This window comes from Microbacterium sp. T32, assembly GCF_001619615.1.
GTDB lineage: Bacteria > Actinomycetota > Actinomycetes > Actinomycetales > Microbacteriaceae > Microbacterium.
The window spans coordinates 30,764-53,702 of the sequence record NZ_LQQP01000002.1; the positions used below are offsets into that span (position 1 = coordinate 30,764).

General features: G+C 71.7%; 22 protein-coding genes and 1 tRNA gene. 11 read left to right on the plus strand and 12 right to left on the minus strand.

What is annotated here, in order from left to right; translation table 11 throughout:
- Nucleotides 1-37: 37 nt before the first annotated feature.
- Nucleotides 38-1,243, minus strand: coding sequence for an NAD(P)/FAD-dependent oxidoreductase (locus AVW09_RS00975; protein ID WP_063256242.1), 1,206 nt, complete (start codon nt 1,241-1,243; stop codon nt 38-40).
- A gap of 258 nt (nt 1,244-1,501) precedes the next feature.
- On the opposite strand from AVW09_RS00975, the gene AVW09_RS00980 reads away from it, so the two are divergent.
- Genes AVW09_RS00980 through AVW09_RS00990 form a run of 3 tightly spaced genes read left to right on the plus strand, consistent with a single transcriptional unit; the run spans nt 1,502 to nt 3,267 of the window.
- On the plus strand, nt 1,502-1,849 hold the full coding sequence (locus AVW09_RS00980; RefSeq protein ID WP_063256243.1) for a hypothetical protein: 348 nt from the start codon (nt 1,502-1,504) through the stop codon (nt 1,847-1,849).
- Nucleotides 1,850-1,901: 52 nt separating this feature from the next.
- A complete protein-coding gene (locus AVW09_RS00985; protein WP_063256244.1) occupies nt 1,902-2,711 on the plus strand; it encodes an alpha/beta fold hydrolase in 810 nt (269 codons plus the stop codon).
- Entirely contained in the window at nt 2,692-3,267 is a 576-nt protein-coding gene (locus tag AVW09_RS00990) for a TetR/AcrR family transcriptional regulator (protein ID WP_063256245.1), read from the plus strand. The genes AVW09_RS00985 and AVW09_RS00990 overlap by 20 nt, the downstream gene beginning before the upstream one ends.
- A gap of 127 nt (nt 3,268-3,394) precedes the next feature.
- Here the strand turns inward: AVW09_RS00990 and AVW09_RS00995 are convergent, their stop codons facing one another.
- A complete protein-coding gene (locus AVW09_RS00995; RefSeq protein WP_063256246.1) occupies nt 3,395-3,847 on the minus strand; it encodes an Hsp20/alpha crystallin family protein in 453 nt (150 codons plus the stop codon).
- 202 nt (nt 3,848-4,049) lie between these two features.
- Between AVW09_RS00995 and AVW09_RS01000 the strand changes: the two genes are divergently transcribed.
- Nucleotides 4,050-4,877 carry a UbiA family prenyltransferase gene (locus AVW09_RS01000; RefSeq protein WP_082822740.1) on the plus strand — a complete coding sequence of 276 codons (828 nt, stop codon included), beginning with the start codon at nt 4,050-4,052 and terminating at the stop codon, nt 4,875-4,877.
- 29 nt (nt 4,878-4,906) lie between these two features.
- Here the strand turns inward: AVW09_RS01000 and AVW09_RS01005 are convergent, their stop codons facing one another.
- From AVW09_RS01005 to AVW09_RS01020, 4 genes are all read right to left on the minus strand, one after another.
- Nucleotides 4,907-6,028 (minus strand): FAD-dependent oxidoreductase, encoded by a 1,122-nt coding sequence (locus tag AVW09_RS01005; protein ID WP_063256247.1) that lies wholly within the window; start codon nt 6,026-6,028, stop codon nt 4,907-4,909.
- Nucleotides 6,021-6,683: a methyltransferase domain-containing protein gene (locus tag AVW09_RS01010; RefSeq protein ID WP_063256390.1), complete on the minus strand. Its 663-nt coding sequence runs from the start codon at nt 6,681-6,683 to the stop codon at nt 6,021-6,023. Before AVW09_RS01010 ends, AVW09_RS01005 begins: the two co-directional genes overlap by 8 nt.
- A gap of 86 nt (nt 6,684-6,769) precedes the next feature.
- Nucleotides 6,770-7,864: a type III polyketide synthase gene (locus tag AVW09_RS01015; RefSeq protein ID WP_063256248.1), complete on the minus strand. Its 1,095-nt coding sequence runs from the start codon at nt 7,862-7,864 to the stop codon at nt 6,770-6,772.
- A gap of 85 nt (nt 7,865-7,949) precedes the next feature.
- Nucleotides 7,950-9,146, minus strand: coding sequence for a glycosyltransferase (locus AVW09_RS01020; protein WP_063256249.1), 1,197 nt, complete (start codon nt 9,144-9,146; stop codon nt 7,950-7,952).
- Between the two features lie 217 nt (nt 9,147-9,363).
- On the opposite strand from AVW09_RS01020, the gene AVW09_RS01025 reads away from it, so the two are divergent.
- Nucleotides 9,364-9,813, plus strand: a complete 450-nt coding sequence (locus AVW09_RS01025; RefSeq protein WP_063256250.1) for a MarR family winged helix-turn-helix transcriptional regulator — start codon at nt 9,364-9,366, stop codon at nt 9,811-9,813.
- 40 nt (nt 9,814-9,853) lie between these two features.
- Here the strand turns inward: AVW09_RS01025 and AVW09_RS01030 are convergent, their stop codons facing one another.
- On the minus strand, nt 9,854-10,183 hold the full coding sequence (locus AVW09_RS01030) for a hypothetical protein (protein ID WP_156495914.1): 330 nt from the start codon (nt 10,181-10,183) through the stop codon (nt 9,854-9,856).
- A gap of 184 nt (nt 10,184-10,367) precedes the next feature.
- Here AVW09_RS01030 and AVW09_RS01035 point away from each other — a divergent pair, with 184 nt between their 5' ends.
- The 4 genes from AVW09_RS01035 to AVW09_RS01050 all read left to right on the plus strand — a co-directional run bounded on the left by AVW09_RS01035 (nt 10,368) and on the right by AVW09_RS01050 (nt 14,584).
- Nucleotides 10,368-11,303, plus strand: coding sequence for a helix-turn-helix transcriptional regulator (locus AVW09_RS01035; protein ID WP_156495915.1), 936 nt, complete (start codon nt 10,368-10,370; stop codon nt 11,301-11,303).
- Nucleotides 11,304-11,340: 37 nt separating this feature from the next.
- The gene (locus AVW09_RS01040; protein WP_063256253.1) at nt 11,341-11,916 is read left to right on the plus strand and encodes a GNAT family N-acetyltransferase; all 576 of its coding nucleotides are present in this window, start codon (nt 11,341-11,343) and stop codon (nt 11,914-11,916) included.
- A gap of 155 nt (nt 11,917-12,071) precedes the next feature.
- Nucleotides 12,072-12,163 (plus strand) — tRNA-Ser (locus tag AVW09_RS01045).
- A gap of 258 nt (nt 12,164-12,421) precedes the next feature.
- Nucleotides 12,422-14,584: a KAP family P-loop NTPase fold protein gene (locus tag AVW09_RS01050; protein ID WP_063256254.1), complete on the plus strand. Its 2,163-nt coding sequence runs from the start codon at nt 12,422-12,424 to the stop codon at nt 14,582-14,584.
- 151 nt (nt 14,585-14,735) lie between these two features.
- On the opposite strand, the gene AVW09_RS01055 is transcribed toward AVW09_RS01050, so the two are convergent.
- The 3 genes from AVW09_RS01055 to AVW09_RS01065 are packed head-to-tail and all read right to left on the minus strand — an operon-like array spanning nt 14,736 to nt 19,315.
- The gene (locus tag AVW09_RS01055) at nt 14,736-17,042 is read right to left on the minus strand and encodes a transglutaminase TgpA family protein (protein ID WP_231901729.1); all 2,307 of its coding nucleotides are present in this window, start codon (nt 17,040-17,042) and stop codon (nt 14,736-14,738) included.
- The gene (locus AVW09_RS01060; RefSeq protein WP_063256256.1) at nt 17,029-18,261 is read right to left on the minus strand and encodes a DUF58 domain-containing protein; all 1,233 of its coding nucleotides are present in this window, start codon (nt 18,259-18,261) and stop codon (nt 17,029-17,031) included. The genes AVW09_RS01055 and AVW09_RS01060 overlap by 14 nt, the downstream gene beginning before the upstream one ends.
- A gap of 7 nt (nt 18,262-18,268) precedes the next feature.
- Nucleotides 18,269-19,315, minus strand: coding sequence for an AAA family ATPase (locus AVW09_RS01065; RefSeq protein ID WP_082822742.1), 1,047 nt, complete (start codon nt 19,313-19,315; stop codon nt 18,269-18,271).
- A 155-nt stretch (nt 19,316-19,470) separates the two neighbouring features.
- On the opposite strand from AVW09_RS01065, the gene AVW09_RS01070 reads away from it, so the two are divergent.
- Together AVW09_RS01070 and AVW09_RS17840 are read left to right on the plus strand one after the other, a co-directional pair.
- The gene (locus AVW09_RS01070) at nt 19,471-20,379 is read left to right on the plus strand and encodes an ROK family protein (protein ID WP_063256257.1); all 909 of its coding nucleotides are present in this window, start codon (nt 19,471-19,473) and stop codon (nt 20,377-20,379) included.
- Between the two features lie 286 nt (nt 20,380-20,665).
- Nucleotides 20,666-20,827, plus strand: coding sequence for a hypothetical protein (locus tag AVW09_RS17840; RefSeq protein WP_197462530.1), 162 nt, complete (start codon nt 20,666-20,668; stop codon nt 20,825-20,827).
- A gap of 6 nt (nt 20,828-20,833) precedes the next feature.
- On the opposite strand, the gene AVW09_RS01075 is transcribed toward AVW09_RS17840, so the two are convergent.
- Nucleotides 20,834-21,817, minus strand: coding sequence for a PDR/VanB family oxidoreductase (locus tag AVW09_RS01075; protein WP_063256258.1), 984 nt, complete (start codon nt 21,815-21,817; stop codon nt 20,834-20,836).
- Nucleotides 21,817-22,896, minus strand: coding sequence for an aromatic ring-hydroxylating dioxygenase subunit alpha (locus AVW09_RS01080; RefSeq protein WP_063256392.1), 1,080 nt, complete (start codon nt 22,894-22,896; stop codon nt 21,817-21,819). The genes AVW09_RS01075 and AVW09_RS01080 overlap by 1 nt, the downstream gene beginning before the upstream one ends.
- Nucleotides 22,897-22,939 lie beyond the last annotated feature (43 nt).

Below are 22,939 nucleotides of genomic sequence, written 5' to 3' on the forward strand. Positions count from 1 at the left end.
GGGGTTGAGGGATCGGCGGATGTGGCCTATAGGCGCCTCAGGCGCGGCCGCGCAGGATCAGGTTCCAGTACACCCACGGCAGGATCCGGCGGTCGGCGACCCACGTCGAGCGACGCTCGCGCGAGAGGGAGCGCCAGAACGGGATCGTCGGCTGCGGCTTTCCCCAGCGGTCGAACTCCGCGAACACCACCGTGCCGCGGGAGACGGTGAACGGCACGACGCTGTACCCGTCGTATCGCGCGGTCGGGGTTCCGCCGCGGAGTGCCGCCCGGAGGTTCTTCGCGAGCACCTTCGCCTGCGGCCGGATCGCGCCGCCGGAGGGCCGCGTCGCGACGCGGGCGGAGTCGCCGAGCGACCACACGTCGGGGAAGCGGCGATGCCGGAGCGTCTCGGGGTCCACGTCCACGAAACCGTGCGCGTCGTCGGGGTCGGCGAGTCCGCGCCCCGCGATCCACTCCGGCGCCCGCTGCGGCGGGACCGCGTGCAGCACGTCGTACGCGAGTGTCTCCTCGACGTCGCCGTGACCGATCGTGAGCGTGCGGGTCGTGGCATCCACGCTCCGCACCTCGCGGGAGTACCGCACGTCGACACCGTACGCGTCGAGCACGCGGTGGAGTTCGCGATCGACGTCCGGGATGCCGAACGGCACCGGGTCGGACAGGACCAGGATCACGCGGATGTCGTCGAGCACCCCGAGCGCGCGCCACCAGTCGCACGCGAGATACAGGGGCTTCTGCGCGGCGGCTCCGCACGAGGCCGGTTCGGGCGGCTGGGTGAACACGACCGTGCCGCTGCGGAGGTCGCGAAACGTCGGCGAGGCCTTCGCGGCGAGGGCGAGGTCGTAGTTCGACACGCCCTCGGGCGCGGCCATGGCCTCGGGGAGCCCGGGGATCGCGTCCCACGCCAACCGCAGGCCCGCGGCGACGACGAGCTGGTCGTAGTCGAGATGGCCGCCGGAGACCAGGTGCACGCGGTGCGCGTCGGGGTCGACCGTGAAGACCTCGTCGCGCAGCCAGCGGACGCCGGGTGGGGTGACGTCGGCTTGCGGGCGCACCGCTCGCGAGGCGCGCGCCGTGCCGCCGGCGATGTGGGACTGCAGCGGGGCGTACACGTGCGTCTCGCGTGGTTCGATCACCGTGATGTCGCCGAGGCGCGCGCGATGGAGGCGTCCGGCGATCGAGAGGCCGGCGTTGCCGCCCCCGATCACCACGATCCGCGGGGGTGCGGTGGGGGAATGGGGCATGCGGCATCCTTCCGTCCCGGTCAGCACACCCCGGATGTGCGCCGGGAGGCGACGGGGTTGACAGGGGGATCGGCCGAGCGGGTCGACGGAGGTCGTGACCGTCGCTCAGGTTCCGGCCGCGGCGCGGCGCGGGTGGGTTCGTGCGGGCGGGGAGTGCTGTCAAGGGGGCGTGGGGCGATCCGGACGCGAGGTGGGATGGGGGAGCCGTCGACCCGGCGGCGCGTGCGGTGACCGCACGGACGACCGAAAGGATCCCCCATGAGCGACGTCTCGACCGACCCGAGCATCCCCTCCGCCCCCGACGGCGTGACGGGTGTGCAGCCGCTGCGCGACGGCGACACCTCCATCGAGCCCGATCCCGCGCTCGACCCCGCGCAGGCGGAGTGGGATGCCACCACCGCCCTCGACGAGGGGGCCGACCCCGCGGACCTCGACCCGGCGACCGCGACGGGTGCCGATCCGGCCGAGATCCCCGCCGACGACGCCGACATCCCGCTCGAGGACGTGCACCCGGAGTCCACCGGCACCGACTCGCAGGGCGAGGACCCGGGCGTCGTCGAGCTCGGCGAGGAGGGCCAGGGCGACCTGGCGCCCGAGGACCTCTGAGGCATCCGACGCAGCGCTTGCGCCGCTCGGCTAATGGGCGTAGCTTATGGCTATGGACATTAGCCAACTTCAGGTGGACGGCGGCCGGCTGGCCGTCGAGGTGCGCGGGGAGGGTCCCCTCGTGGTGTGCTCGCCCGCGATGGGCGACGAGCGCGACGCGTTCGGACCGCTCGCCGACCGGCTCGTGGCACGCGGATACCGCGTGGCCCTCGTCGATCTCCGCGGGCACGGCGACAGTGACGCGACCTTCGCGGAATACGGCGACCAGGCGACGGCGGGCGACCTGGTCGCCGTGGTCGAAGCACTCGGCGGCGGGCCGGCGGTCCTCGCCGGGGCCTCGATGAGCGCCGGGGCCGCGATCGTCGCGGCCGGAACGCGGCCCGACCTGGTGTCCGGCCTCGTGCTCCTCGGACCGTTCGCCCGCAACGGCAACCCCGCGATGAGCGCGCTCCTGCGCGTGCTGCTCGCGCGGCCGTGGGGTCCCGCGGTGTGGCGCGGCTACTCCGCGTCGCTGTGGCCGGGACTCGGCGCGGGCGCGCGAGAGCGAGCCGCGCACCTCTCGCGTCGACTCGCGCGGCCCGGGCGCTGGAGCGCCTTCGCCCGCACGACGCGCGTCGATCACTCGGTCGTCGCCCCGTTCCTCCCGCGCGTGACCGCCCGCTCGCTCGTCGTGATGGGTGCGGCCGACCCGGACTGGAAGGACCCGGCCGCGGAAGCCGCGTGGCTCGCGGGAGAACTCTCCGCCGAGGTGCAGCTGGTCCCGGGCGTCGGCCACGCGCCGATGCTGGAGACCCCCGACCTCGTGGCCGACCGCGTCGCGACGTTCCTCGCGGAGGTGAGCGGTGCCCCGGGCCGGTCTTGACGCCGACGTCGTCGTGCGTCGCGCCGCCGAGCTCGTGGATGCCGAAGGCGTGGCATCCCTGTCCCTGGCCCGCGTCGCCACGGCGCTCGGGGTGGCCCCGCCGAGCCTGTACAAGCACGTCGGCGGGCTCGGCGACCTGACCGACCGCGTCGCGCTCGCCGCGACCCGCGCCTTCGGTGAGGCGCTCGCGCGATCCTCGCGCGGGGTGTCGTCGCGGGAAGCCCTCGGTTCGCTCGCGATGGCCTACCGCGGGTTCGCGCGAGAGCGTCCGGGCATGTATGCGCTGGCCCAGCGCGGGGGAGCCGGGCCCGAGTGGGAGGCGGCAGCGGCTGCCCTCGTCGACGAGATCACGCGCGCGCTCGCCGGATACGGCGCGGCCGCGACCGACGTGCACCGGATCCGCTACGTGCGCTCCGCTCTGCACGGATTCACGGATCTCGAGCGGGTCGGAGGCTTCCGTCAGTCGGCGTCCGTCGACGAGACGTTCACCCGTCTCGTGGATGCCCTGGATGCCGAGCTCTCCCGGCCCGTGGAGGACGCGCGCCCCGCGGAGTGACGGCGCCGGAGCTGCCGCAGCGGCGTCGCGGCGTGGGACACCCGCGTCCTCGCGCGGGCATGTGCGGCGAAGAGCCTCGTGAAATCGGCGGAGGGGGGTGACCGGACGGCCACCCCCCTCCGGGCGATCACTGCTCGATCGGCTGCGGGGTGCTCTCGTGGGCCGCGATCACGTCGGCCCCGTCGTCGGTCGAGACCGAGATCCGGCGCGGCTTCGCCTTCTCGCTCACCGGGATGGTGACCGAGAGCACGCCGTTGCGGTACGCGGCGCTGATCCGCTCGGTGTCGATGCCCTGGCCGAGGTTCAGCTGGCGGACGAACGAGGCGGTCTCGCGCTCGCGCGTGATCCACTTCACGTCGTCGCCCGCGGCGAGCGTGCGCTCCGCGCGGATCGTGAGCAGCTGGCCGTCGACGTCGATGTCGACCGAGCCGGGGTCGACGCCCGGGAGGTCGGCGGACAGGACGTAGTGGTCGCCGTCGCGGTACAGGTCCATCGGCATGCGTCGCGGTCCGCCGCGGCGGGCGTCGAGGAGCGTCGACGCGAGGCGGTCGAGGTCGCGGAAGGGGTCGTAAGTGGCCATGGTCGTTCTCCTTTTCGATCGGTCCGGATGCGGCATCCGGAGAGTTCTTTGAAGTTGAGTGCTATTCGCTCAACTTGAGATCAGATTAGCACTCTGGAGTGGAGAGTGCCAAGAACTTTGGTGCGCGACCGGCCCGCGGCTTGCCGGGCCGTCTGCGGGAACCGAGCGCCCGGCGGGCCGCGGGGGACGGTAGCGTCGTGAGGTGACCGATCCTCCCGCGACGACACCGCTCGTGCGGGCGCTCTGGGGCGCGACCCACCCCGGACCGACGCTGGTTGTCACGACCCTCTCCCTCGCGCTCGGCGTCGCGGCCGGTCTCGAACCGTGGCGGCTGGTGCTGCTGGTCGTCGCGGTCTTCGCCGGGCAGGTGTCGGTCGGACTCTCCAACGACGCGATCGATGCGGCCCGCGATCTGGCTGTCGGTCGCAAGGACAAGCCGATCGCGACCGGTGCTCTCACCCCCGAGCGTGCGCTCTCGGTGGCCGTGGCATCCGTGGCCGTCGCACTCGCCCTCTCTGTGCCGCTCGGGCCGGGACTCGTCGCCGCGCACACGATCGCCCTGGGCTCGGCGTGGGCGTACAACGCGGGCCTAAAGTCCACGCCGGTCTCGATTATTCCGTTCCTGCTGAGTTTCGGGCTGTTTCCCTCCTTCGCGACGCTTTCCCTCCCTGCACCCGCGCTCGCCGCGCCGTGGGCCTCGCTCGCCGGTGCAGCGCTCGGGGCGGCGGTGCACCTCACCAACGTGGTACGCGACCTCGACGACGACCGCGAAACCGGAGTGCGCGGTCTGCCGCACCGGCTCGGTGCGCGGGCGAGCGTCGTCGTCGCGGCCGCCGGAATCGTGGTCGGCGCCGTGGCCGTGTTCGTCGGGTCCGGCGGCGGCATCGTCGGAGCGGTGTTCTTCGTCGCCGTGGTCGTCGTCGCGGCGGCGACGATCGTGCTGGCCGTGTCGCGTCGCCCCGGCCGCGCCGTGTTCCAACTCACGATGCTCGCCGCGTTGTTGCTCGCCGCCCAGCTCGTCGTCACGTGACGGGCGGCCGCGCCCCGCACGCCACCACCTCAGCGCCCCCGCGCCGCCGCGTCGAACCCCATCGCGTAAGCGCGCGTGAACACTCCGCCGCCCGGACCGCGCAACACAGCCCGCAGGGTGGCGGACCGGATCCCGTGCCCGACCGTCGAAGTGCCGCGACCGAGCATCGTGTTCAGGAACGCCAGGCGTGCCGCGTGTCGCGCGGAGGCCAGCCGCGCCCGTTCCCAGGCGGCCAACCCCTCCGGCTCGTCCCCGCGAAGCCACTCGGCGAGCAGGGGGCTGAGCGTCAGCGCGTCGAGCAGCCCGAGGTTCATGCCTTGCCCGCCGATCGGACTCACCTCGTGCGCCGCATCGCCGACGACGACGACCCGACCTCGCCGCAGTGCGGGCGCCACGGCCCGGCGCACGCGGAAGGTCGAGGCTCCGGAGGTGTCCACCGTCAGCCCCACGCGTTCGGCCAGAGCCGCGCGCAGGAGGACTGCGGCATCCGTGACGTCCGACGTCCCGGCCCATGCCACGAACCGCCGCCTGCCGCCGGGCAGGGGGAACGACTCGACGACGCCCCCGCGCTCGAGGTGGACCAGCGCTGTCGCATCGCCGGGGGCGGCGACGTCCACCATCGCGTATCGGTCCGGGTAGTTCCGCGTGCGCACGGCTCCCGGACGGTACACGAGCTCGCGCCCCGCCCATCCCGAGGCCACGACGACCACCGGCGCGCGGCGTTCGGTGTCACCGTCCGGTCCGATCGCGCGGACCCGCACCGAGGAGCCGTCCTCGCGGAACCCGGTCACCCGGACACCTCGTTCCACGGGCGGCGCGAGACGGGTCAGCACGTCCACGGTGTCGGCCTGCGGCAGCGCCGCGACGTAGGGATGCCGCGCCCGCAGCCGGTCGAACCGGATCGCGGCGAGCATCCTTCCGTCCGCCCGCGCCTCCCCGCGGCGAATCCGCACGGCGCGCGCGAGCAGCGCGTCCGTCGCCCCGGAGAGTTCCAGGTGCGCGAGAGAAGGAGAATGGATGCCGATCGCCCGCGTCCCGCCATCCGCTTCGTTCCGCCGTTCGAGGATCGCGGCGTCCACTCCGCGCGCACGCAGGTCCGCGCCGAGCGCGAGGCCGACGGGGCCCGCTCCGACGATCAGCACGTCAGTCACGGTCGGCCTGACCCTCGGCGATCGCGAGGACACGGAAGGGCGCGGGCGTCGCGACGCGCCACGGCTCGCCCAGCGTCCGCGCGAGCTCGTCCGCCCGGTAGCTGCGCCGGATCGAGCGCAGACCGTCGGTGCGCAGGAACGTTCCCGGCGCGAGCGGCGTCACCCCGACGGCGTACAGACCGTACGCGAGGCGGCTCCGGGCGATGTCGGCGTGCAGCACGACCGACCGCGCGAGCGCTCGGGAGTCGGCGGCGAACGAACGCAGCTGCGCCGTATCGAGGTGATGCAGCACGTGGTTCGACAGCACCAGGTCGAACCGCTCTCCGTCGGCGAGCAGCTGCGCCGAGCCGCGCGACACGAACCGCACCCCGGGCCGTTCGCGTTCGCGAGCGGCCTCCAGCGCTCGCGGGTCGGGGTCTGCGCCGACCCACTCCACGTCGAGACCGTCCCGGGAAGCAAGCCCCGCGAGGCGCACCACGACGTCGCCCCCGCCGCACCCGAGGTCGAGGACGCGAGCCGGTCGCCCGAGCGCGCGAAGCCGCGGTCGCACGTGCGCGCGGTACACGCCGCCCCAGCCGGACACCGCACGATTCACGAGGTCGAAGCGGCGATACGTCGCGGCGAGGCGCCGCGGGTCGCAGTCGGGGTCGTCCATGAGTTCCTCGAGCACGCTGTCGCGCTGCGCGAGGTCGGGCCAGAGGCGTCCGCGCGCGCGGTCGGCGTGCCGGACCCCCGAGGCGCTCACGGGGCCGGACGGCGCAGCACGAGGCGCGCCGCCTCCACGGTGAGTCCCGGGCCGAACGCCAGCGCGGCGACGCGGTCGCCGTCGGTTCGCGCCGCGTCGGCGAGCAGGTCCCGCAGGATGAACAGCAGCGTCGCGCTCGACATGTTGCCGTGCGCGCGCAGCACCTCGCGGGAGGGCGCGAGGGCCGTGGCATCCAGGTCGAGGGCCGCCTCGACGCGGTCGAGGATGCTCCGGCCGCCCGGGTGAACCGCCCACGCGTCGACCTCGGCGAGGTCGCCCAGCACGTCGACGGCGATCGCCGCGATCTCGCGCCCGATGATGCGCGGCACCTCCGGCGTGAGGGTCATCTCGAAACCCGAGTCGCCGACGGTCCACGACATGTCCTTCTCGCCCTCGTCGGTGACGAACGTCGCGAAGCCCTCGAGGTCGAGCCCCGGACGGTCCGCGTCGGCCGCGGCGACGATCGCCGCCGCGGCTCCGTCGGCGAACACCGACGCGGCGACGATCTGGTCGGGATGCGACGAGGTCTGCCAGTGCAGCGAGCACAGTTCCGCCGCGGCGACGAGCACGACGGCGGCAGGGTCCGCCGCGACGATCCGCGCGGCGAGTCGCAGGGCGGGGATCGCCGCCGCGCACCCGATGAACCCGAGGTGGTACCGCTCCACGGTGGGGGAGAGGTCGAGATCCCGCACGAGAAGGTAGTCCGGCCCCGGCGCGAACATGCCCGTGCACGACACCGTCACCACGTGCGTCACCGCGTCGTGTCCGTATCCCGACCCATCGAGCGCCGCCGTCGCGGCCTCGGCGAACAGGGCCGGGGCGGTGCGGCGGTATTCGTCGTTGCGCGCACCCGTGGGCGGCATGGTCAGCTCACCGTCCGCCAGCGCCGCGAGTCCGTCGGCCGAGCCTCCGGCCAGCTGCGGGAGCACCGTGTGGCGTGTGTCGATGGCCGCGGCGTCGAACGCGGCGCCCACCAGGCGCTGGCTGCGCCGATCGAATCCGGGCTGGGCGGCGAAGAGGTCGCGCAGCGCCGACTGGGTCACACGGGTGCGGGGCAGAGCCGTGCCGATCGAGAGGATGCTCGCGGTCATGACTCACTGTAGGCACGTCCCGGGCGGCGGCGGCGGGGATGGTGCCGCCGCCCCGCCCCGTCTATGGTGCTGACGCCCGCGCGCTTCAGGCCGCGAGCACCTCGGGCAGCACCAGTTCCTCGATCGCGCCGCGATAGTCGGCGATCATGCGTCGGCGGTCGAGGCGGCCGCGCGATGAAATGGCCGCGGACCTCAGCTCGATGCGTCGCGACAGGGCTTCGTGCCAGGCTCCCGCGATGGCGTTCGCGTCGCGCGGGGTCACGAGCCCGAAGCCTGCGACGACGCGCGCGGCGTCGCCGACGTCCGTCGTCACGGGGATGGCTCCGGATGCCGCCCCCTCGGCGAGGCACAGGGGCGAGGCTTCCCCGAAGGCGCTCGTGAGCGCGACGACGTCGGCGATCCGGTAGAGCGCCGGCATGTCCTCGCGCAGTCCGAGTGCATGCAGCGCGACACCCGCATCCAGACCGGAGTCGGCGACGAGCGCCCCGAACCCCGGGTTCGCGAACGTCATGCCCGACCCGCACAGGAGGTAGTGCGCGCCCGGGTGCCGACGCGAGTGTCGTGCCACGGCATCCAGGAAGAGGCCCGGGTCCTTCATCATGTCGAATCGCGCCGCGAGCAGGACGACGGGGGCCGACTCCGGGATGCCGAGGGACTCGCGGATGCCACGCCGTTCGGCGCGCGTCCCCGGGCGGAACCGGCGCGTGTCGATGCCGTTGTCGATCACCCACGCGTGCGTCGTGGCGACGCCGGCGCGCGTGTACGCGAGCGACGTCGACGCCGCGCACGAGATCGTGGCCGACACCGCGCCCGAGGTGCCGGCATCCACGAGCCATCCCAGGGCCGGGCCGGAGTGCGTGGGGTCGGAGCGGTGCAGGCACGCGGCGGTCGGGCGGTCCGGCAGCATCCCCGCCCGATCGAGCGCGACGATGAGGCCGAGCGGCTGCTCCTTGAGGGACAGCACGATGTCGGCCTCGGCGATGAGGTTCGCGGCGTGCGCCAGCTCCGACGCCGTGAAGGAGTCCGGTGTCATCGGGTGGTCGCCGGCGACCCGGTCGAACGTGTCGATCCGCACGCCCGCGGTGCGGAGCGACCGGAACCGGGTGTCGTCGTGGGCGTGCTGCAGCGACGCGTCCCGGCGGGCCGCGGAGGTCAGCGACAGGATGCTGTGCTCCTGACCGCCCCCGGCATGGAGACCGGCGACCACGTCGGAGTGGAGGATGCGAGCTCCTCCGGCGAAGAATCCCTCGTAGAGGGACAGCACGCGCACGGGTCGGTTCATGGCGATCGCTTTCCGGGGAGGGGCGCCGACGAGCGGAGCCGTACCGATCACCGCGGTTGCGGTTTCCCTATGCTGCGGGGTCGACCCCCGGTGGCGGGTTACGTCGCGAAGACCATTGCGTGAACGCGTGAGTAGCTGAAGAGCCGGTCACGACACGGCCGCACGGCAGCGTGCAAGACCCCGCGGCGGACGCGCCGCACCAGTACGATCGGGGGTCGTGCAGAACTCCTCGGACGCGTCACCGACATCGGAACTCGGACGCGCGCTCCTCGCCTACGACGAAGCGCGCCGCGCCGCCATGGCGGAGGCGCGCCGGGCGCTGTCGCTCAACGAGCTGGACGCGAAGGCGCTGGTGTTCGTCGCCCAGAATCCGGGCGCCCGTCCCTCGCATGTGCGCGACCACCTGGGCATCACCTCCGCCGGCGTGACCACTCTGATCGACCGCCTGGTGCAGCGCGGTGCCGTGCGTCGCGACCTCGACGAGGAGGACCGGCGAGTGAACCACATCACCGCGACCGTGGACCTGAACTCGCCACCGTGGTGCTCCCTCCGCGGATTCGACAACGGCGTGGAAGCGGCGATCACGGCGATGGACCCCGCCGAGGCCGACCTCATCACGGCCGCCTTGCAGCGCCTCACGGCGGCGGGCACCGCGGCGGCCCGCTGATCCGCGTCTCGACCGGAGAGACCGCGAGAGCCCGGGAGTCTCAGGGGCGTGAGGCGAGGAACGCTTCCGCTCGCGCCTGAAGGAACGCGCACAGCGCCGACAGCATCGCCAGTTCGCCCGACAGTGCGAGGACGCGCGCCGACCCCAGCGGAGCCGCGGTCTCGCGCGGCTCGAAGGTGACGGTCCACCCGGTGACGCCCGGCTCGGTGTCGGGCGCCACGTAGAACGTGGTCGAGACGCTGCGCAGCTGCGCCGCGATCAACCCGGTATCGGAATCTCCATCGGCATCCTGCGGGATGACGCGGAGAATTCCTGCATCGTCGTATCCGAGCGCGCGAAAATCCTCGATCCACGACTGCAACGTGGTCATCGTCCGATAGGGCATGTGGTGTCCCAACTTCTGAGCGCGCGGCGGGGGCTGCGACTCCCACGATTATGGATGCTCTCGGGCACCGTGCGCATTCCGGCCGGGAATGGGACCGGTTCCATCCCACAAAACCCTCGTGCGCGCAACGGTCTATCCACTTTCGGCAAGAGCAATCTAGGAAGTGCGCGTGGAGCATACGTACGTCGAGACCAGAGATACGGCGACAGTGGAGGAGATGTGGCAGACGGTCGTCCCCGGCGCCCGCATCTCCCGGGCCGACCAGATCCAACCCGCCTTCGTCTTCCACGGGGCCGCGGAGCCCGGATTCGGGTTCTGCGACTGGACGATGGGGTCGACGATGCTCATCGAGTCCGACCCCGGCGACCAGATGATCGTCGGGCGGATCGCCGGCCCCCGGATCCGCGCCACGTATCGACGCGAACACATCGACACCGCGGTGCCCTTCGTCGTGGTCGACCGACCGCTGGAGATCGCGTTCTCGGGCCGCGTCGCCGGGACCGCGGTGTCGTTCGCCCGCAGTGACGTGGACGAGGCGGCGCGTCGGCTCTCGGGGGACGACGCCCTCCGCGTGCGCCCGGCCGGGCACGCCCCGATCTCCGAGCAGCGGCTGCGCTACTGGACCCGGACGTGGGAGTACGGCCGCGACGTCCTGCTGCGCTCGCCCGAGCGCACGCCCCTCGTCGAGCAGCAGGTGCGTTCGCTCCTGCTCGAGGCGTCGCTGCTGACGTTCCCGTCGAGCTTCACCGAGGCGCTCGCCGCCGGGCGATCGGCCCGGCCGCTCCCCGCGCCGGTGCGCCGCGCGAAGGCGTACATCGAAGCCCACGCGACCGGACCCATCGTGCTCGCTGACATCGCGCACGCGGCGCGTCTCTCGCCGCGCGGCCTCCAATACGCGTTCCGTACGGCCACCGGTCGGACGCCGATGCAGTACGTCCGTCGGGTGCGTCTGGATGCGGCCCGCGCGGACCTGCGCACCGCCGACCCCTCGGTCGACACCGTGGCCGCGATCGCGGCGCGCTGGGGGTTCTCCAACCTCGGCCGGTTCGCCGCGATGTACCGGGCGGAGTTCGGCGAGACGCCCTCGACGACCTTGCGCTCCTGACGCGTGGCGCGTCGGGACCTGCGCGAGACTGGACCCGATGAGCGACCACTCCCTGCACCTCGTCGGATTCGGCATCCGTCTCGACCCGGCGCACCCCGACGACGCGTCCGAGGCCTGGCCCCTGACCGACGCCGACCTCTGGCGCGGCATGACGACGCCCTGGCCCGACTCGGTGCACGCCTACGCGGAGCGGGTCGAGCAGCAGCGGAACACTCCCGGCATGTTCGCCTTCACGGTGCGGGATGCCGAGACCGGCGAGGTCCGCGGATCGACCACGTTCTACGACCACGTGCCCGCGCAGGGCCGGGTCGAGATCGGCACGACCTGGTACGGCCGCGCCTTCCAGGGTGGTCGCACGAACCCCGCGGCCAAGATGCTGCTGCTCGCCCACGCGTTCGACGAGTGGGGCCTCAACCGGGTCGCCTTGCGCTGCGATGCGCGCAACCAGCGCAGCGCCCGCGCGATCGAGCGCCTCGGCGCCACGCCCGAGGGCAGGCTCCGCCGGCACCGCATCGCCGCCGATGGCTCGGTGGGCGACACGCTGTACTTCTCGATCCTCCGCGACGAGTGGCCCGCGGTGCGTGCGGGGCTCGAGGAGCGCCTGCGCGGCTGAGTCACGACCCTTCGCAACGGAGGAGATTCGGGGAGGGGAGGATGCCACGGCCCCGTGCGGTCCTCCGCCGGCCGAATCCCCTCCGGTCGCGGGGAGAGCCCGAGGCCGTCGCCCGCGGCGGGGGACGGTGCCGCCGCCGTGTAAGATCGTCTGTTGGAAGTGTGTCCGAGCGGCCTAAGGAGCATGGCTGGAATCCATGTAGGCGGGGTAACTCGCCTCGCAGGTTCAAATCCTGTCACTTCCGCCAGACGGAGCCCCGTCCGAACCTCAGTTCGGGCGGGGCTCCTCTCATTCGTTCTGCGTTGCCGGTCAGCGAAGCTTTTCAGACCAAGGTTGCGTCCGCGGTCGCGCAGAATTTGACTGTTGGCGGGTTCGACTTGCGGCGCGGGACCGGCGAACGCGTGAAAAACCTGTGTTGCCGATGGCGTGATGGTCGCCGCGAAGACCCCAGTGTGAGTGCTGGTGCGCCTGATGTCGTCGCACTAGGTGGTGATATTTGTAGGGGATGGATCCTATTGACGGTGTCCCAAGCTTTTCCGACGACCCCCTGAGAGAACGAGGCGTCGGTCACCGCCTCGACCGGGAGGGTTTCATCGACGCAGTCATCGATCTGATTGAGAAGGTCGGCAGCCAGGAGAACTCTTCGGTTCTGTCCCTGATCGGTTCGTGGGGATCAGGGAAGTCATCGATCTTGAATCGGGTCTCCGACCGCTTGCGCTCTTCGGGCCGAAGGGAGCGTGCGTGGGTGGTCACCGAGTTCAACCCTTGGTACTACGAGGGCTTGTCTGCCCTCCAGACGGGCTTCTTCCGCGAGATTTCGTCTTCGGTGCCGAGCGGTCGGTCGTGGCGAAAATTCCGGAACCGCATGGCTGACCTCGGCGACGCAATAGCCCCGTTCGGAAGTCTGGGCGGCCTGGTCGGGGTCGATGCCTCCGGCGTTATCGGCGGTGTCTCGTCCCTCGTTCGTGGGGCGAGCAGTGTCGAGACTGTCAAAGGGCAGGTCGAGGCCGAGCTCCAGAAGGCGAATCGGCCGATCCTCGTGATAATCGACGACGTGGATCGTCTCGATCCGAGCGAGCTTCTAATGCTCTTTAAATTGATCCGTTTGGCCGGCCGCCTCCGGAACGTGTACTACTTGCTCGCTTACGACGAAGACACGCTCATCGACGCTCTGGGAAGAACTGGCCTGATCGGTGACGACTCACCGAGGCGTGCGATCGACTATCTCGAGAAGATCGTGCAGATTCGTCTTGACGTGCCGCCCCTAAGAGCGGAGCAAATCTCAAGCTGGGTCGATGAGGAAGTCCAGACGCTGGCTGCACGCCACGACGTGGAACAGACTTCCGAGTTTGAGGCGCGATTTTCAAGAGCGTACTTCGGTCATCTTCGCCACCGTCTTGTGACGCCACGCGCGATCAAGCGATACTTCGCGCAGGTTGATGCGTTCCTTGGCCAGGTGCGCGGTGAAGTCGACTTCGTCGACTTTCTGATCATCAGCTGGCTTCGAGCGTCTGAACCCCTCGTGTACAGAGGACTTATCCAGCATCGGAGCCGGCTGGTCGGTGAGTTCGACTGGACATTGCTTGGAAGTCTTGACCGTAAGCGAGATGTTCAGGCCGACCACGACTTCTGGCGGCGATTCTTCGCTCACGCTCGTGTCGACGAGGCGCGCGTGGATGGTGTCGCGGATCTTCTGGGCTTGCTCTTTCCCCGGTTCAGTCATGAATGGTCAGACAGTCTGCATAGTTTCTCGGGACCGAAGGCAGTTGCGGGGAGAATTTCGAACGCGGATTACTTTGACCGCTTTTTCGCAGTCGGTGTGCCGGCGGAAGATCTGTCCGACTTGTTGGTGGAAGCGGCGAGTGGGCAGATTCTCGATGGTCGTTCGGGCGCAGAACGCGCGAGGCTTGAGGATGCGTGGCCCGAGCGAGCAACACTCATCATGACCAAACTCGAGCGCGGATGGCGGCAGGACGAACCCAGGATCCTTGCTGGTTTAACATGGCTGGCGACTCAGTTTCCACGACTCCCCGAGAGATATGACCTAGCGGACCCACGTAAGCAGGCGCAGTGGTTCGGGCGGGACATCTACGTGAACTTGTCGGATCAAGATGCGCTTACTTTTCTTTCCGCGTTGCGACCTGATCCTCAGGTTCTTCAGTTCTGTTCGTTCCTGGTGGAGAGCGCTATTCGTAAGCGGGAGGAGGAGTCGAGACTAGTAGAGGGCCTGCCGCTCCCGACGGAGATATGGCTGGCGGAGTCGATCGAGCGAGTGTTCATCGGGGAGGGGGCTACCAATCCGCTGGACTATTCCGATGACGTGTGGCCGTTATTCTGGACTTGGGCTCGCATAGACGCGGCCGCGGTGAATCGGTGGGCCGCGGGTCATCTAGATGCTGGCCACTGGCCATCACTCGACCTGGTGGCCCGGATGGTCACGACTGCGATCCCCCTCGGAGTCCCTAATCCGGTACCGCGCCTAAGTGACCTTGATCTTGAGTTGGTGGACCGGGTGGTCGGCCTCGAGCGCGTCGACTCGGATGTTTCCGGTCAGATTGGCGGCATTCCGAAATCACTTCCTCGCGACGCGCCTGCGACACCCGAAAATCGAAGGAACTATGTGCTGGACGTGTTTCATGCCCGGAATAGGCCGTCGAATGATCGATGAATCCGCGAATTGCCCGACATGCCGATAGCTGGCCGCTCGCAGATGCGATAGGCCGAGGATTCGCTCGGCGAGAGCCGTTCTCCGGCGTGAGTCCGGCATCAGCGGGCCATTCGAATCGCAGAGTGACTAAGTGCCGAAACTCGGGCCCGCGTCAGCGGACCGGCTCGGGCGCCTCGACCGGCGCGGGCTCGCCGCGCAGTAGGAGCGAGCGGGGGAGCACGAGCGCCCGCAGGCGACCGGCCGCGCTCGCCCCGGCACGGAGCCGTTCGCGGATGCGCTCCACCGCGTCCGCGAGCGCCGACCCCCGCGCCGGGTCCATACCGTCCTCGGCGTACACCGCGCGTTCCAGTGCGTCGCGCACGAGCCCGACGTCGTCGGCATCCACGTCGTGGTCCTCGACGAGCCGCGCGGCGAACGCCCGCGGCGATTCGGCATCGGGGGCACGGATGCCGAGATCCACCGCGTCCGCGCGGATCTCGGCCCAGGCCGCCACGGCGTCACCCGCGACGATCCTCGGGGCGCGGGAGCGCCGGCGCCACGCGCGCAAGACGCCCGGCGCAGCGGCGAGCAGCAGCAGGATCACCACGCCGACGCCGACGAGCACGGGCACCGCACTCTGCGCGGTCGCGGCGCCGACGCCGGAGGACGTCGCGCCGGGACCGTCCTGATCGCCGAGCTGCGGGGCATCGGTCCGGGTGGCGCCGGGGGTCGCGGCATCCCGTTGCTCGGGGGTGGTCGTGGTGCTGCTCGAGCCCCCGGTCGACCCCGAGGCGAAGCTCGTCGGCACGCCGAGGCTGTTGGTCGGCTCGAACGGGACCCAGCCGATGCCGCGGAAGTAGACCTCCGGCCACGCGTGCAGCTGGCTCGACGTGACCGTGTAGTCCGTCTGCCCCTGCTGCTCGACCGAGCCCGACCGTGTGCCGGGCAGGTATCCGACGACGATCCGCGAGGGCATGTCGAGGGTGCGGGCCATCACCGCGAACGCCGACGCGAAGTGGACGCAGTATCCGGTGCGCTCCTGGAGGAACCGGGCAACGGCATCCATTCCCGCCCCGTCGAAGCCCGCCTCGACGGGGGCGTCGAGCGAGTAGCGGAACTGGCTACCGCGGAACCACGACTGCAGCGCGATGAGCTGGTCGTACGGAGTCTGGGCTCCCGCCGTGACCGAGCGCGCGGTGTCGCCGATGATCGCGGGCACGTTGTCCGGCAGCGCTCGCACGGCATCGCCCAGTTCGCTGCCTCCCACCGAACGGGCGCGGATCTGCTCCAGCGTCGGCCGCGGCACGGTCGTGTCGACCTGGTACTCCTGATTGCGCGACGAGCCCGACCGCGACACGATCGTGCGGTTCTCGGGCATGCCGAGCCATTCCCCCTGCAGGCCCGTCACCTTCGTCGCGGGGGAGGGCACCGGCAGCCACGGGCTGTCGAGTTCGCCGACCTTGATCGTGGTCGTCCAGGTCGAGACGGCGATGTCGCTGTCCACCTGCGGGGCATCGAACACGGGGGCATCACCGGGCACCGTGACCGTGTCGCCCGAGTCGGGCTGCCACACGGCGCCGTCGAAGCGCGACAGCGTGACCGCGCGCAGGTACGGCGCGGACGGTGCCGTCGTGTCGACGGTGAGGACGTCGATGTCGCGCGGCTGGCGGAGGTCGTTGCCGAGGTCGAGGTTGGGGTTGATCGTCGTCCCGAAGCCGGCGCCCGACCCCGAGGCGAACCGCAGACCGGGCTGGGGGAGGAGCGGCACGGCGACGAGCGTGACCAGCACCGACACGGCGGCGATCCCGATCGCTGTGGCCGACGCGCCCCACACCCGCGGTCCGATCCGGCGCTGAGGGCCGCTCGCCCGGCTGCGCGAGCGCACGTCCATGCGAAGCAGGAAGAGGATCGTGACGGCGAGGGCGAGCACCGCGGGCACGTCGACCGCCGCCGGGATGGCGATCGTCGGGATCAGCGACACGGCGACGAGGCCGACGCCCGCGAGAAGCGGCATCCGCGCGGTCAGGACGACGTGGTCGAGCACGATCGCGAGGCCTGTCACCGCGGCGACGAGCACGAACGACAGGCCCGTGGCGGCGGTGACCGGTGCGATGCCGAGCCGGATCTCCTCCGATGCTCCCGAGAAGAGCGCGGGGATCGAGGCGATCGTCGTCGGGGTGGGGATGATCCCGAGCAGCGCGGTGGAGCGGGCGAAGACGGCCGTGAGCAGGAGCACCCCGACGACGAGTTCGGCGAGCGTGGCCACGAGCGCGGGAAGGCGGGCGAGCCGCACCGCGAGTCCGGTGACGAGCACCGCCGCGGCGGCGGTGACGGCGCCGACGGTCCACGCGCCCGGGGCGATCACCGACAGGACAGGAACGAGGGCGGCCACGATGCCCGCGAAGACGCCGAGGGCGAGCAGGGCGAGGTCGCGGCGACGCCGGACCGGACGCGCGGCGTTGCCGTCAGCCCCCGACACGGGCATCCTCGGGTCGTGCGGCTTCGTCCCAGGCGCGGGCGACATCGCCGCCGGGGTGCACCGAGCTCGCGTGCCAGCCGGTGCCCTCGATCGCGTCCTCGGACACGGCGATCAGCACCGGAAGCGCCGACCGCTGGGCGGCGGCACGCAGCGGGGGCAGGTCGTCCGGCGTGAGGCGTCCGGTGACGACGACCACGGGGCCGAGCATCGCCGCCACCGACGCCGGGACGATGCGGTGCGACGGCACGTCGATCCGGGCGCGCAGGGTCGCGAAGGATGCCGCGAGCGCCCGGGCCTCGGCATCCTCTCCGCCCGCGACGGGTTCGGCGAGCAGTTCGCCGTCACTGTCGACGACCTCGACCGTGTATCCCTCGTGCACGAGCCGCGACACCGCGGAGACGCAGACCGACACCGCGGTCTCGAAGGCGCGGTCGCCGCCGATCGTCTCGGCCGCGGTCGGCGACCAGCGCGAGAGCGCGCGATCGAACACCACCGTCGCCGCGGGGCTCGACTCCTGCTCCTCCTGCCGCACCATCAGCGTGTCGCGGTGGGCGGTCGCCCGCCAATGGATGCGGCGCATGGAGTCGCCGGGAGCGTAGGGGCGGGCGACCAAGTTGTCGGCGCCCTGACCGAGTTGGAGTGCCGCGCTCTGCCGGGTGCCGCCCGCCTCGCCCGGGGTCGCGGGAAGCGGTCCGAGCTCGACGACGGTGGGCGCGACAGTGAGCGCGGACGCCCGGCCGACGCGGAAGCGGCGGCGGACGAGTCCGAACGGGTCTGTCGTGGTGACGCGGACCGGGCCGAGTTCGTAGGTTCCGCGCACGGCTCCTCGGACCTCGTAGCGGAGGTGCACCGGCGCGCCCGAGCGCCGCAGGGTGGATGCCGCGGCGGGGAAGCCACCCTCCGCGCGCCCCTCGAGACCGGAGGGGAGGCCGTCCGACCACCGTCCCGGGAGGGTCGGGAGTGCACTATTCACCCGCACCGCGAGCTGCACCTCGGCGAGGCCGCCGACCTCGGGGACCTCCGGGCTCACCGTGCGGACGACCTCGCCGGACGCGCGGACGAGGAGCGCGCTCGCCGCCGCGAACAGCACGAGCGCCAGCAGGAGAACGCCGAAGTACAGCAGCTCGGGGATCGCTGCGCGCTCGGCGACGATGAGGGCCACCACCCCGAGGGCGACCGCACCGGTGCCCCGCAGGGTCAGCGGCCAGCGCTCCTTCACGGCGTTCTCACGCTCGCTGGGCCAGCGGGACCCGCACGCTCGCTGCGATCCGCTCGAGCGCGTCCGCCACCACGACGGCGCCGGCCCGGCCGCCCGCCGCGGAGCGGTTCGCGATCACGCGGTGCGCGAAGACGGGCGCGAGGAGCGCCGTGAGATCGTCGGGGATCACGTAACCGCGGCCGTCGAGCGCCGCCCGCACCTTGGCCGCGCGGACGAGTTGCAGCGTCGCGCGGGGGCTGGCGCCCAGGCGGATGTCGGGGTGGGCACGCGTCGCCTGGGCGAGTGCGACGGCATACTCCTCCAGCGCGGGGGCGACGTGGACGCCCCGCGCCCAGGCGATCATGGCGGTGACCTGCGGCGCCGAGACGACGGGCGTGAGGGAATCGAGCGGGTTGACGGTGTCGCGCTGGCGGAGCATGAGCGTCTCGGCCGCGGCATCCGGGTATCCCATCGAGATCCGGAGGAGGAAACGGTCGCGCTGCGCCTCGGGGAGCGCGTACGTCCCCTCCATCTCGAGCGGATTCTGCGTCGCGACGACGAGGAAAGGGGAGGGGAGCACGTGGGTGCGACCGTCGACGGTGACCTGGCGTTCCTCCATCGCCTCCAGCAGCGACGACTGCGTCTTGGGGGACGAGCGGTTGATCTCGTCGGCGATGACGATGTGCGCGAAGACGGCGCCCGGCGTGAACTCGAACCGCCGCTCGACGGGGTTGAACACCGATACGCCGGTGATGTCGCCGGGCAGCAGATCGGGCGTGAACTGGATGCGACGCACGTCGGCGTCCACGGTCGCGGCGAGGGCGCGCGCGAGCATCGTCTTTCCGACGCCGGGAACGTCCTCGATCAGCAGGTGGCCCTCGGCGAGCAGCGCGATGAGCGCGCTGCGCACGGCATCCGGCTTCCCGTCGATCACGCGGGACATCGAGGCGAGGATGCGCTCGGAGAGCCGCGCGAAACCGTCCGCATCCAGGGGTTCGTCGACCTGGGCGCCCAGGGGCTTCAGGTCGGGGCGGCGCAGCCGCGGGGCCGCCTCGGGCGTCACCGTCTCGTCCATGGCATCCCTCGTGTCGCATCGCGGCGGAGGAGCGTTTCGGGCCGCCGTGACCTGATCGTAACCTGCGCGAACGCGCTGCGGGTCGGAATACGGCACCTGCTCAGGTGCGCGACGGCCCTAGGATCGGGCTTCGTCGCCGACCCGAGGAGATCGACATGACCGAGACCGCCGCCGTGCTCGCCGTCGACATCGGCGGGACGAAGGTGGATGCCGCCGTCGTCACCGCCGCGGGCGAGGTCGTTCGCGCGAGCGTCGCGCGCCGCCCGACCGGCCGGGAGAACAGTCGCGAGGTCATCGCGGGCAACATCCGTGCCGCCGCCCAGGAGGCGCTCGCCGCCGTCCCCGGCGCGCGCGTCGGCGCGATCGGGGTCGGCAGCGCCGGTCCGGTGGACCTCCCCGCGCGGTCGGTGTCGCCGCTCAATCTTCCGCAGGTCGAGGGTCTCGTGATCGATGAGGTCCTGGGCGGTCTGGTCGACGGTCCTCTCACGCTCGCGCTCGACGGCACGTGCATCGCACTGGCCGAGCACTGGCGCGGTGCGCTCGTCGGCACGACGAACGCGATGGCGATCGTGGTGTCGACGGGCGTGGGCGGGGGCCTCGTGATGGACGGCCGCCCGGTGACCGGCTCCACGGGCAACGCCGGGCACCTCGGGCAGACGTTCGTCCGCACGATCGACGGTGATCCCGCGGCCTCGACGCTGGAAGCCGTGGCCGCCGGTCCCGGTTCGGTGGCGTGGGCACGATCCCGGGGGTGGGTCGGCGAGACCGGCCTCGACTTGGCGGCCTCCTACCGCGAGGGCGACGAGATCGCGGTCGCCGCCGTGCGCCGTTCGGCCGCCGCCGTCGGGCAGGCGATCGCCGCCGCCGCGACGCTCTGCGACCTCGAGGCCGTCGCGGTCGCGGGCGGTTTCGCGAACGTCGCCGACGACTACGTCGACCTGGTGGCCGCCGCGGCACACGATGCCGCCCTGCACGCGTACGCGCGCCGGTGCCGCGTCGTGCCGTCCGGACTCGACGGCGACGGCCCGCTGCTGGGAGCCGCAGCGCTCGCGCTCCACGGCTGAGGCGCCAGTGGGCCGCAGCTGCGCGTGAAGCGCTGACCGCGTCCGGTCTCGCTGCGCGTGAGGACGTCAGCGCCTCGACCCGGGAGGAGATTCTGGGGAGGGAGGACGAATACCGCGGATTCGTCCTCCCGTCCCGGATTCCCCTTCGCTCCCCGGCGGTGCCCCCGGCCTGAGCGGCTGGGTCTCGCCCGCGCCACGACCTACCGCCTGCTGAACCTCCTCGGGGAGGACGAGTACCTCGTCCGCACCCCCGATCTCTCCGGCTTCGCGCTGGGCGCCCGAGATCGTGCCGACGACCGGATGCCTCGCCCTCCCGATCCGCGACGACCGGGGTGTCACGGTCGGCGCGCTCGGGTTCTCCGGAGCGCGTCACCGCGTCGAGGACCCGACGGAGGTCATCGGGGCGCTGGAGCCGACCGCGCGCGCCCTCGCCCCGCTCGTGGTGTGAGCGGCCTCACGTGGGGAGGATCGTGACGACGCCCGTCTGGCCCGCCGGTGCCACGACCCGCGAGACGCAGCAGCACATCTTCGTCCGCGCGTCGCGCTGCCGCTCGCTGTAGAACACGTCGCGGTGGTCGATGTCGCCGTCGAGTCCGGCCACGCGCACCTCGCACAGTCCGCACTCGCCCTTGCGGCAGTCGTACATCAGGTCCGCGCCCGCCGCCTCGAGCGCCTCCAGCATCGACTGGTTCGGCGGCACCACGGTCTCCAGCCCCAGCGAGGGGATGCGGACGGTGAACGGCTGCGGATCGTGCCAGCCGCTGTTGCCGAACGTCTCGGTGCGCAGGTCGGCGGGCGGCAGCCCGGCTTCGATCCAGGCCCGGCGCACGGCATCCATCAGCCGGATGGGACCGCACACGTACATCTCGGTGCCCGGGTCGACGGACGCGACCAGGCGCGACACCGAAACCGACGTGCCCTCGTCGCGGACGTGCACGGCGAGGCGGTCGCCGTGCCGCTCGCCGAGGTCGTCGAGGTAGGCCATGAGCGGGCGGCTGCGGCCGAGGTACAGCAGGCGGTAGTCGGCGCGGGCGGTGCGCAGGCGTTCGGCCATGCCGCGCAGGGCCGTGATGCCGATGCCGCCCGCGACCAGCACGTAACGACGCGCGCCGAGGCGCAGGGGGAAGTCGTTGAGCGGTTGCGTCACCTCGATCCGGTCGCCGGGGCGCAGCGCGTTCATCACGGCGGCGCCGCCGCGGCTCACGGGGGAGGTGTAGACGCTGAGCGCCACGCGGGCGCCGTCGGGGGTGGCATCCACGATCGAATACGAGCGCCGCTCGATCTTCCCGGCGATCGGTACGCGCACGTCGAGGTGCGCGCCGGGCTCGACCCGGACGGGGGAGTCGACGTCGATCTCGATGCGCCGGATCTCGGGGGTGAGGTCGCGCGCGGCGGCGACCGTGCCGCCCTGCCACACCTCGCGGTGCGCGACGGCCATCAGCCCACCGCCGCGGGGGTGCGATCGCGGCCCTCGGCGGCGAGCATGCGCTCCAGCAGCCGGCGCACCCACATCCCACCGGCGTCGATGTTCAGGCTGTAGAACTCGTAGTCGGGGTTGGCGTCGATCGCCTTCTGCTGGGCGGTCAGCATCGCCTCGTCCTCGCCGAAGACGCCGTGGACGCCCTCCCGCAGCTGCGTGGTGATGAGCTGGCTGTCGAGGCGGTAATTGCGCTGGAACGACCAGAAGTAGTGGCTCGTGCGGTCGGTCTCGGGCGTGATGGTGTTCATGACGTAGCCGTTCACGCCCTGCGAGCGGTCGCCCTCCGGTGCACCCGTGCCGGCGGCGGCGACGCCCACGTCGATGCAGATCGTCGATGGTGCTTCGTAGTGGATGATCTGCCAGCGGTCCACGCGACCGGTGAAGCCGGGGAACTTGTCGCGCATGTTCTTGAGCCAGAACGGCGGCGCCTCGATGTCGCGCATCCATCGCTCCACCGTGACGGTGGTGTCGGTGTGGGTCGTGACGAACTCGGACTCGCTGAGCTCCTTCTGGCCGATGCTGCTGGAGTGGACGAACTCCTCGTGCGTCAGGTCCATGAGGTTGTCGAGGATGAGCTGGTAGTTGCACGGGGCGTGGATCGTCAGCCCGTCGCCCGTCCACTCGGGGTGCGTCATCTGGTGCATGTCGGGGATGAGGTCGGGATCGGCCAGCGCCGCGTCGCCGACCCACACCCACACGTACCGGTAGCGGTCGACGACGGGGAACGAGGGCACCAGCGCGCTGGGGTTGATCGTCTCCTGCGCGGGCATGGAGGTGCAGCGACCGCGGGGGTCGTAGGTGATGCCGTGGTACGGGCACCGGATGTCGCCGGGCCCCACGAGCGTCCCCTGCGACAGCGGAGCGAGGCGGTGCCAGCACGCGTCGGCGAGGGCCACGGCGGTGCCGTCCTCGGTGCGGTAGAGCGCCAGCGGTCGCCCGGCGACGGTGCGGGCGAGCGGGCGCTTGCGCGTGACCTCGTGGTCCCACGCGGCCACGTACCAGGCGTTCCGGGGGTAGTCGAGCAGCTTCGCCGCCATCGTCTCGGTCACGGGACCTCCTCGTCCTCAATAACTATCTCGA

Coding starts and splice junctions, on each gene's coding strand:
- AVW09_RS00975 (WP_063256242.1), bottom strand. CDS start 1,243: ATGCCCCATTCCCCCACCGCACCCCCGCGGATCGTGGTGATCGGGGGC.
- AVW09_RS00980 (WP_063256243.1), top strand. CDS start 1,502: ATGAGCGACGTCTCGACCGACCCGAGCATCCCCTCCGCCCCCGACGGC.
- AVW09_RS00985 (WP_063256244.1), top strand. CDS start 1,902: ATGGACATTAGCCAACTTCAGGTGGACGGCGGCCGGCTGGCCGTCGAG.
- AVW09_RS00995 (WP_063256246.1), bottom strand. CDS start 3,847: ATGGCCACTTACGACCCCTTCCGCGACCTCGACCGCCTCGCGTCGACG.
- AVW09_RS01010 (WP_063256390.1), bottom strand. CDS start 6,683: ATGGACGACCCCGACTGCGACCCGCGGCGCCTCGCCGCGACGTATCGC.
- AVW09_RS01015 (WP_063256248.1), bottom strand. CDS start 7,864: ATGACCGCGAGCATCCTCTCGATCGGCACGGCTCTGCCCCGCACCCGT.
- AVW09_RS01020 (WP_063256249.1), bottom strand. CDS start 9,146: ATGAACCGACCCGTGCGCGTGCTGTCCCTCTACGAGGGATTCTTCGCC.
- AVW09_RS01030 (WP_156495914.1), bottom strand. CDS start 10,183: ATGACCACGTTGCAGTCGTGGATCGAGGATTTTCGCGCGCTCGGATAC.
- AVW09_RS01040 (WP_063256253.1), top strand. CDS start 11,341: ATGAGCGACCACTCCCTGCACCTCGTCGGATTCGGCATCCGTCTCGAC.
- AVW09_RS01050 (WP_063256254.1), top strand. CDS start 12,422: ATGGATCCTATTGACGGTGTCCCAAGCTTTTCCGACGACCCCCTGAGA.
- AVW09_RS01065 (WP_082822742.1), bottom strand. CDS start 19,315: ATGGACGAGACGGTGACGCCCGAGGCGGCCCCGCGGCTGCGCCGCCCC.
- AVW09_RS01070 (WP_063256257.1), top strand. CDS start 19,471: ATGACCGAGACCGCCGCCGTGCTCGCCGTCGACATCGGCGGGACGAAG.
- AVW09_RS01075 (WP_063256258.1), bottom strand. CDS start 21,817: ATGGCCGTCGCGCACCGCGAGGTGTGGCAGGGCGGCACGGTCGCCGCC.
- AVW09_RS01080 (WP_063256392.1), bottom strand. CDS start 22,896: ATGGCGGCGAAGCTGCTCGACTACCCCCGGAACGCCTGGTACGTGGCC.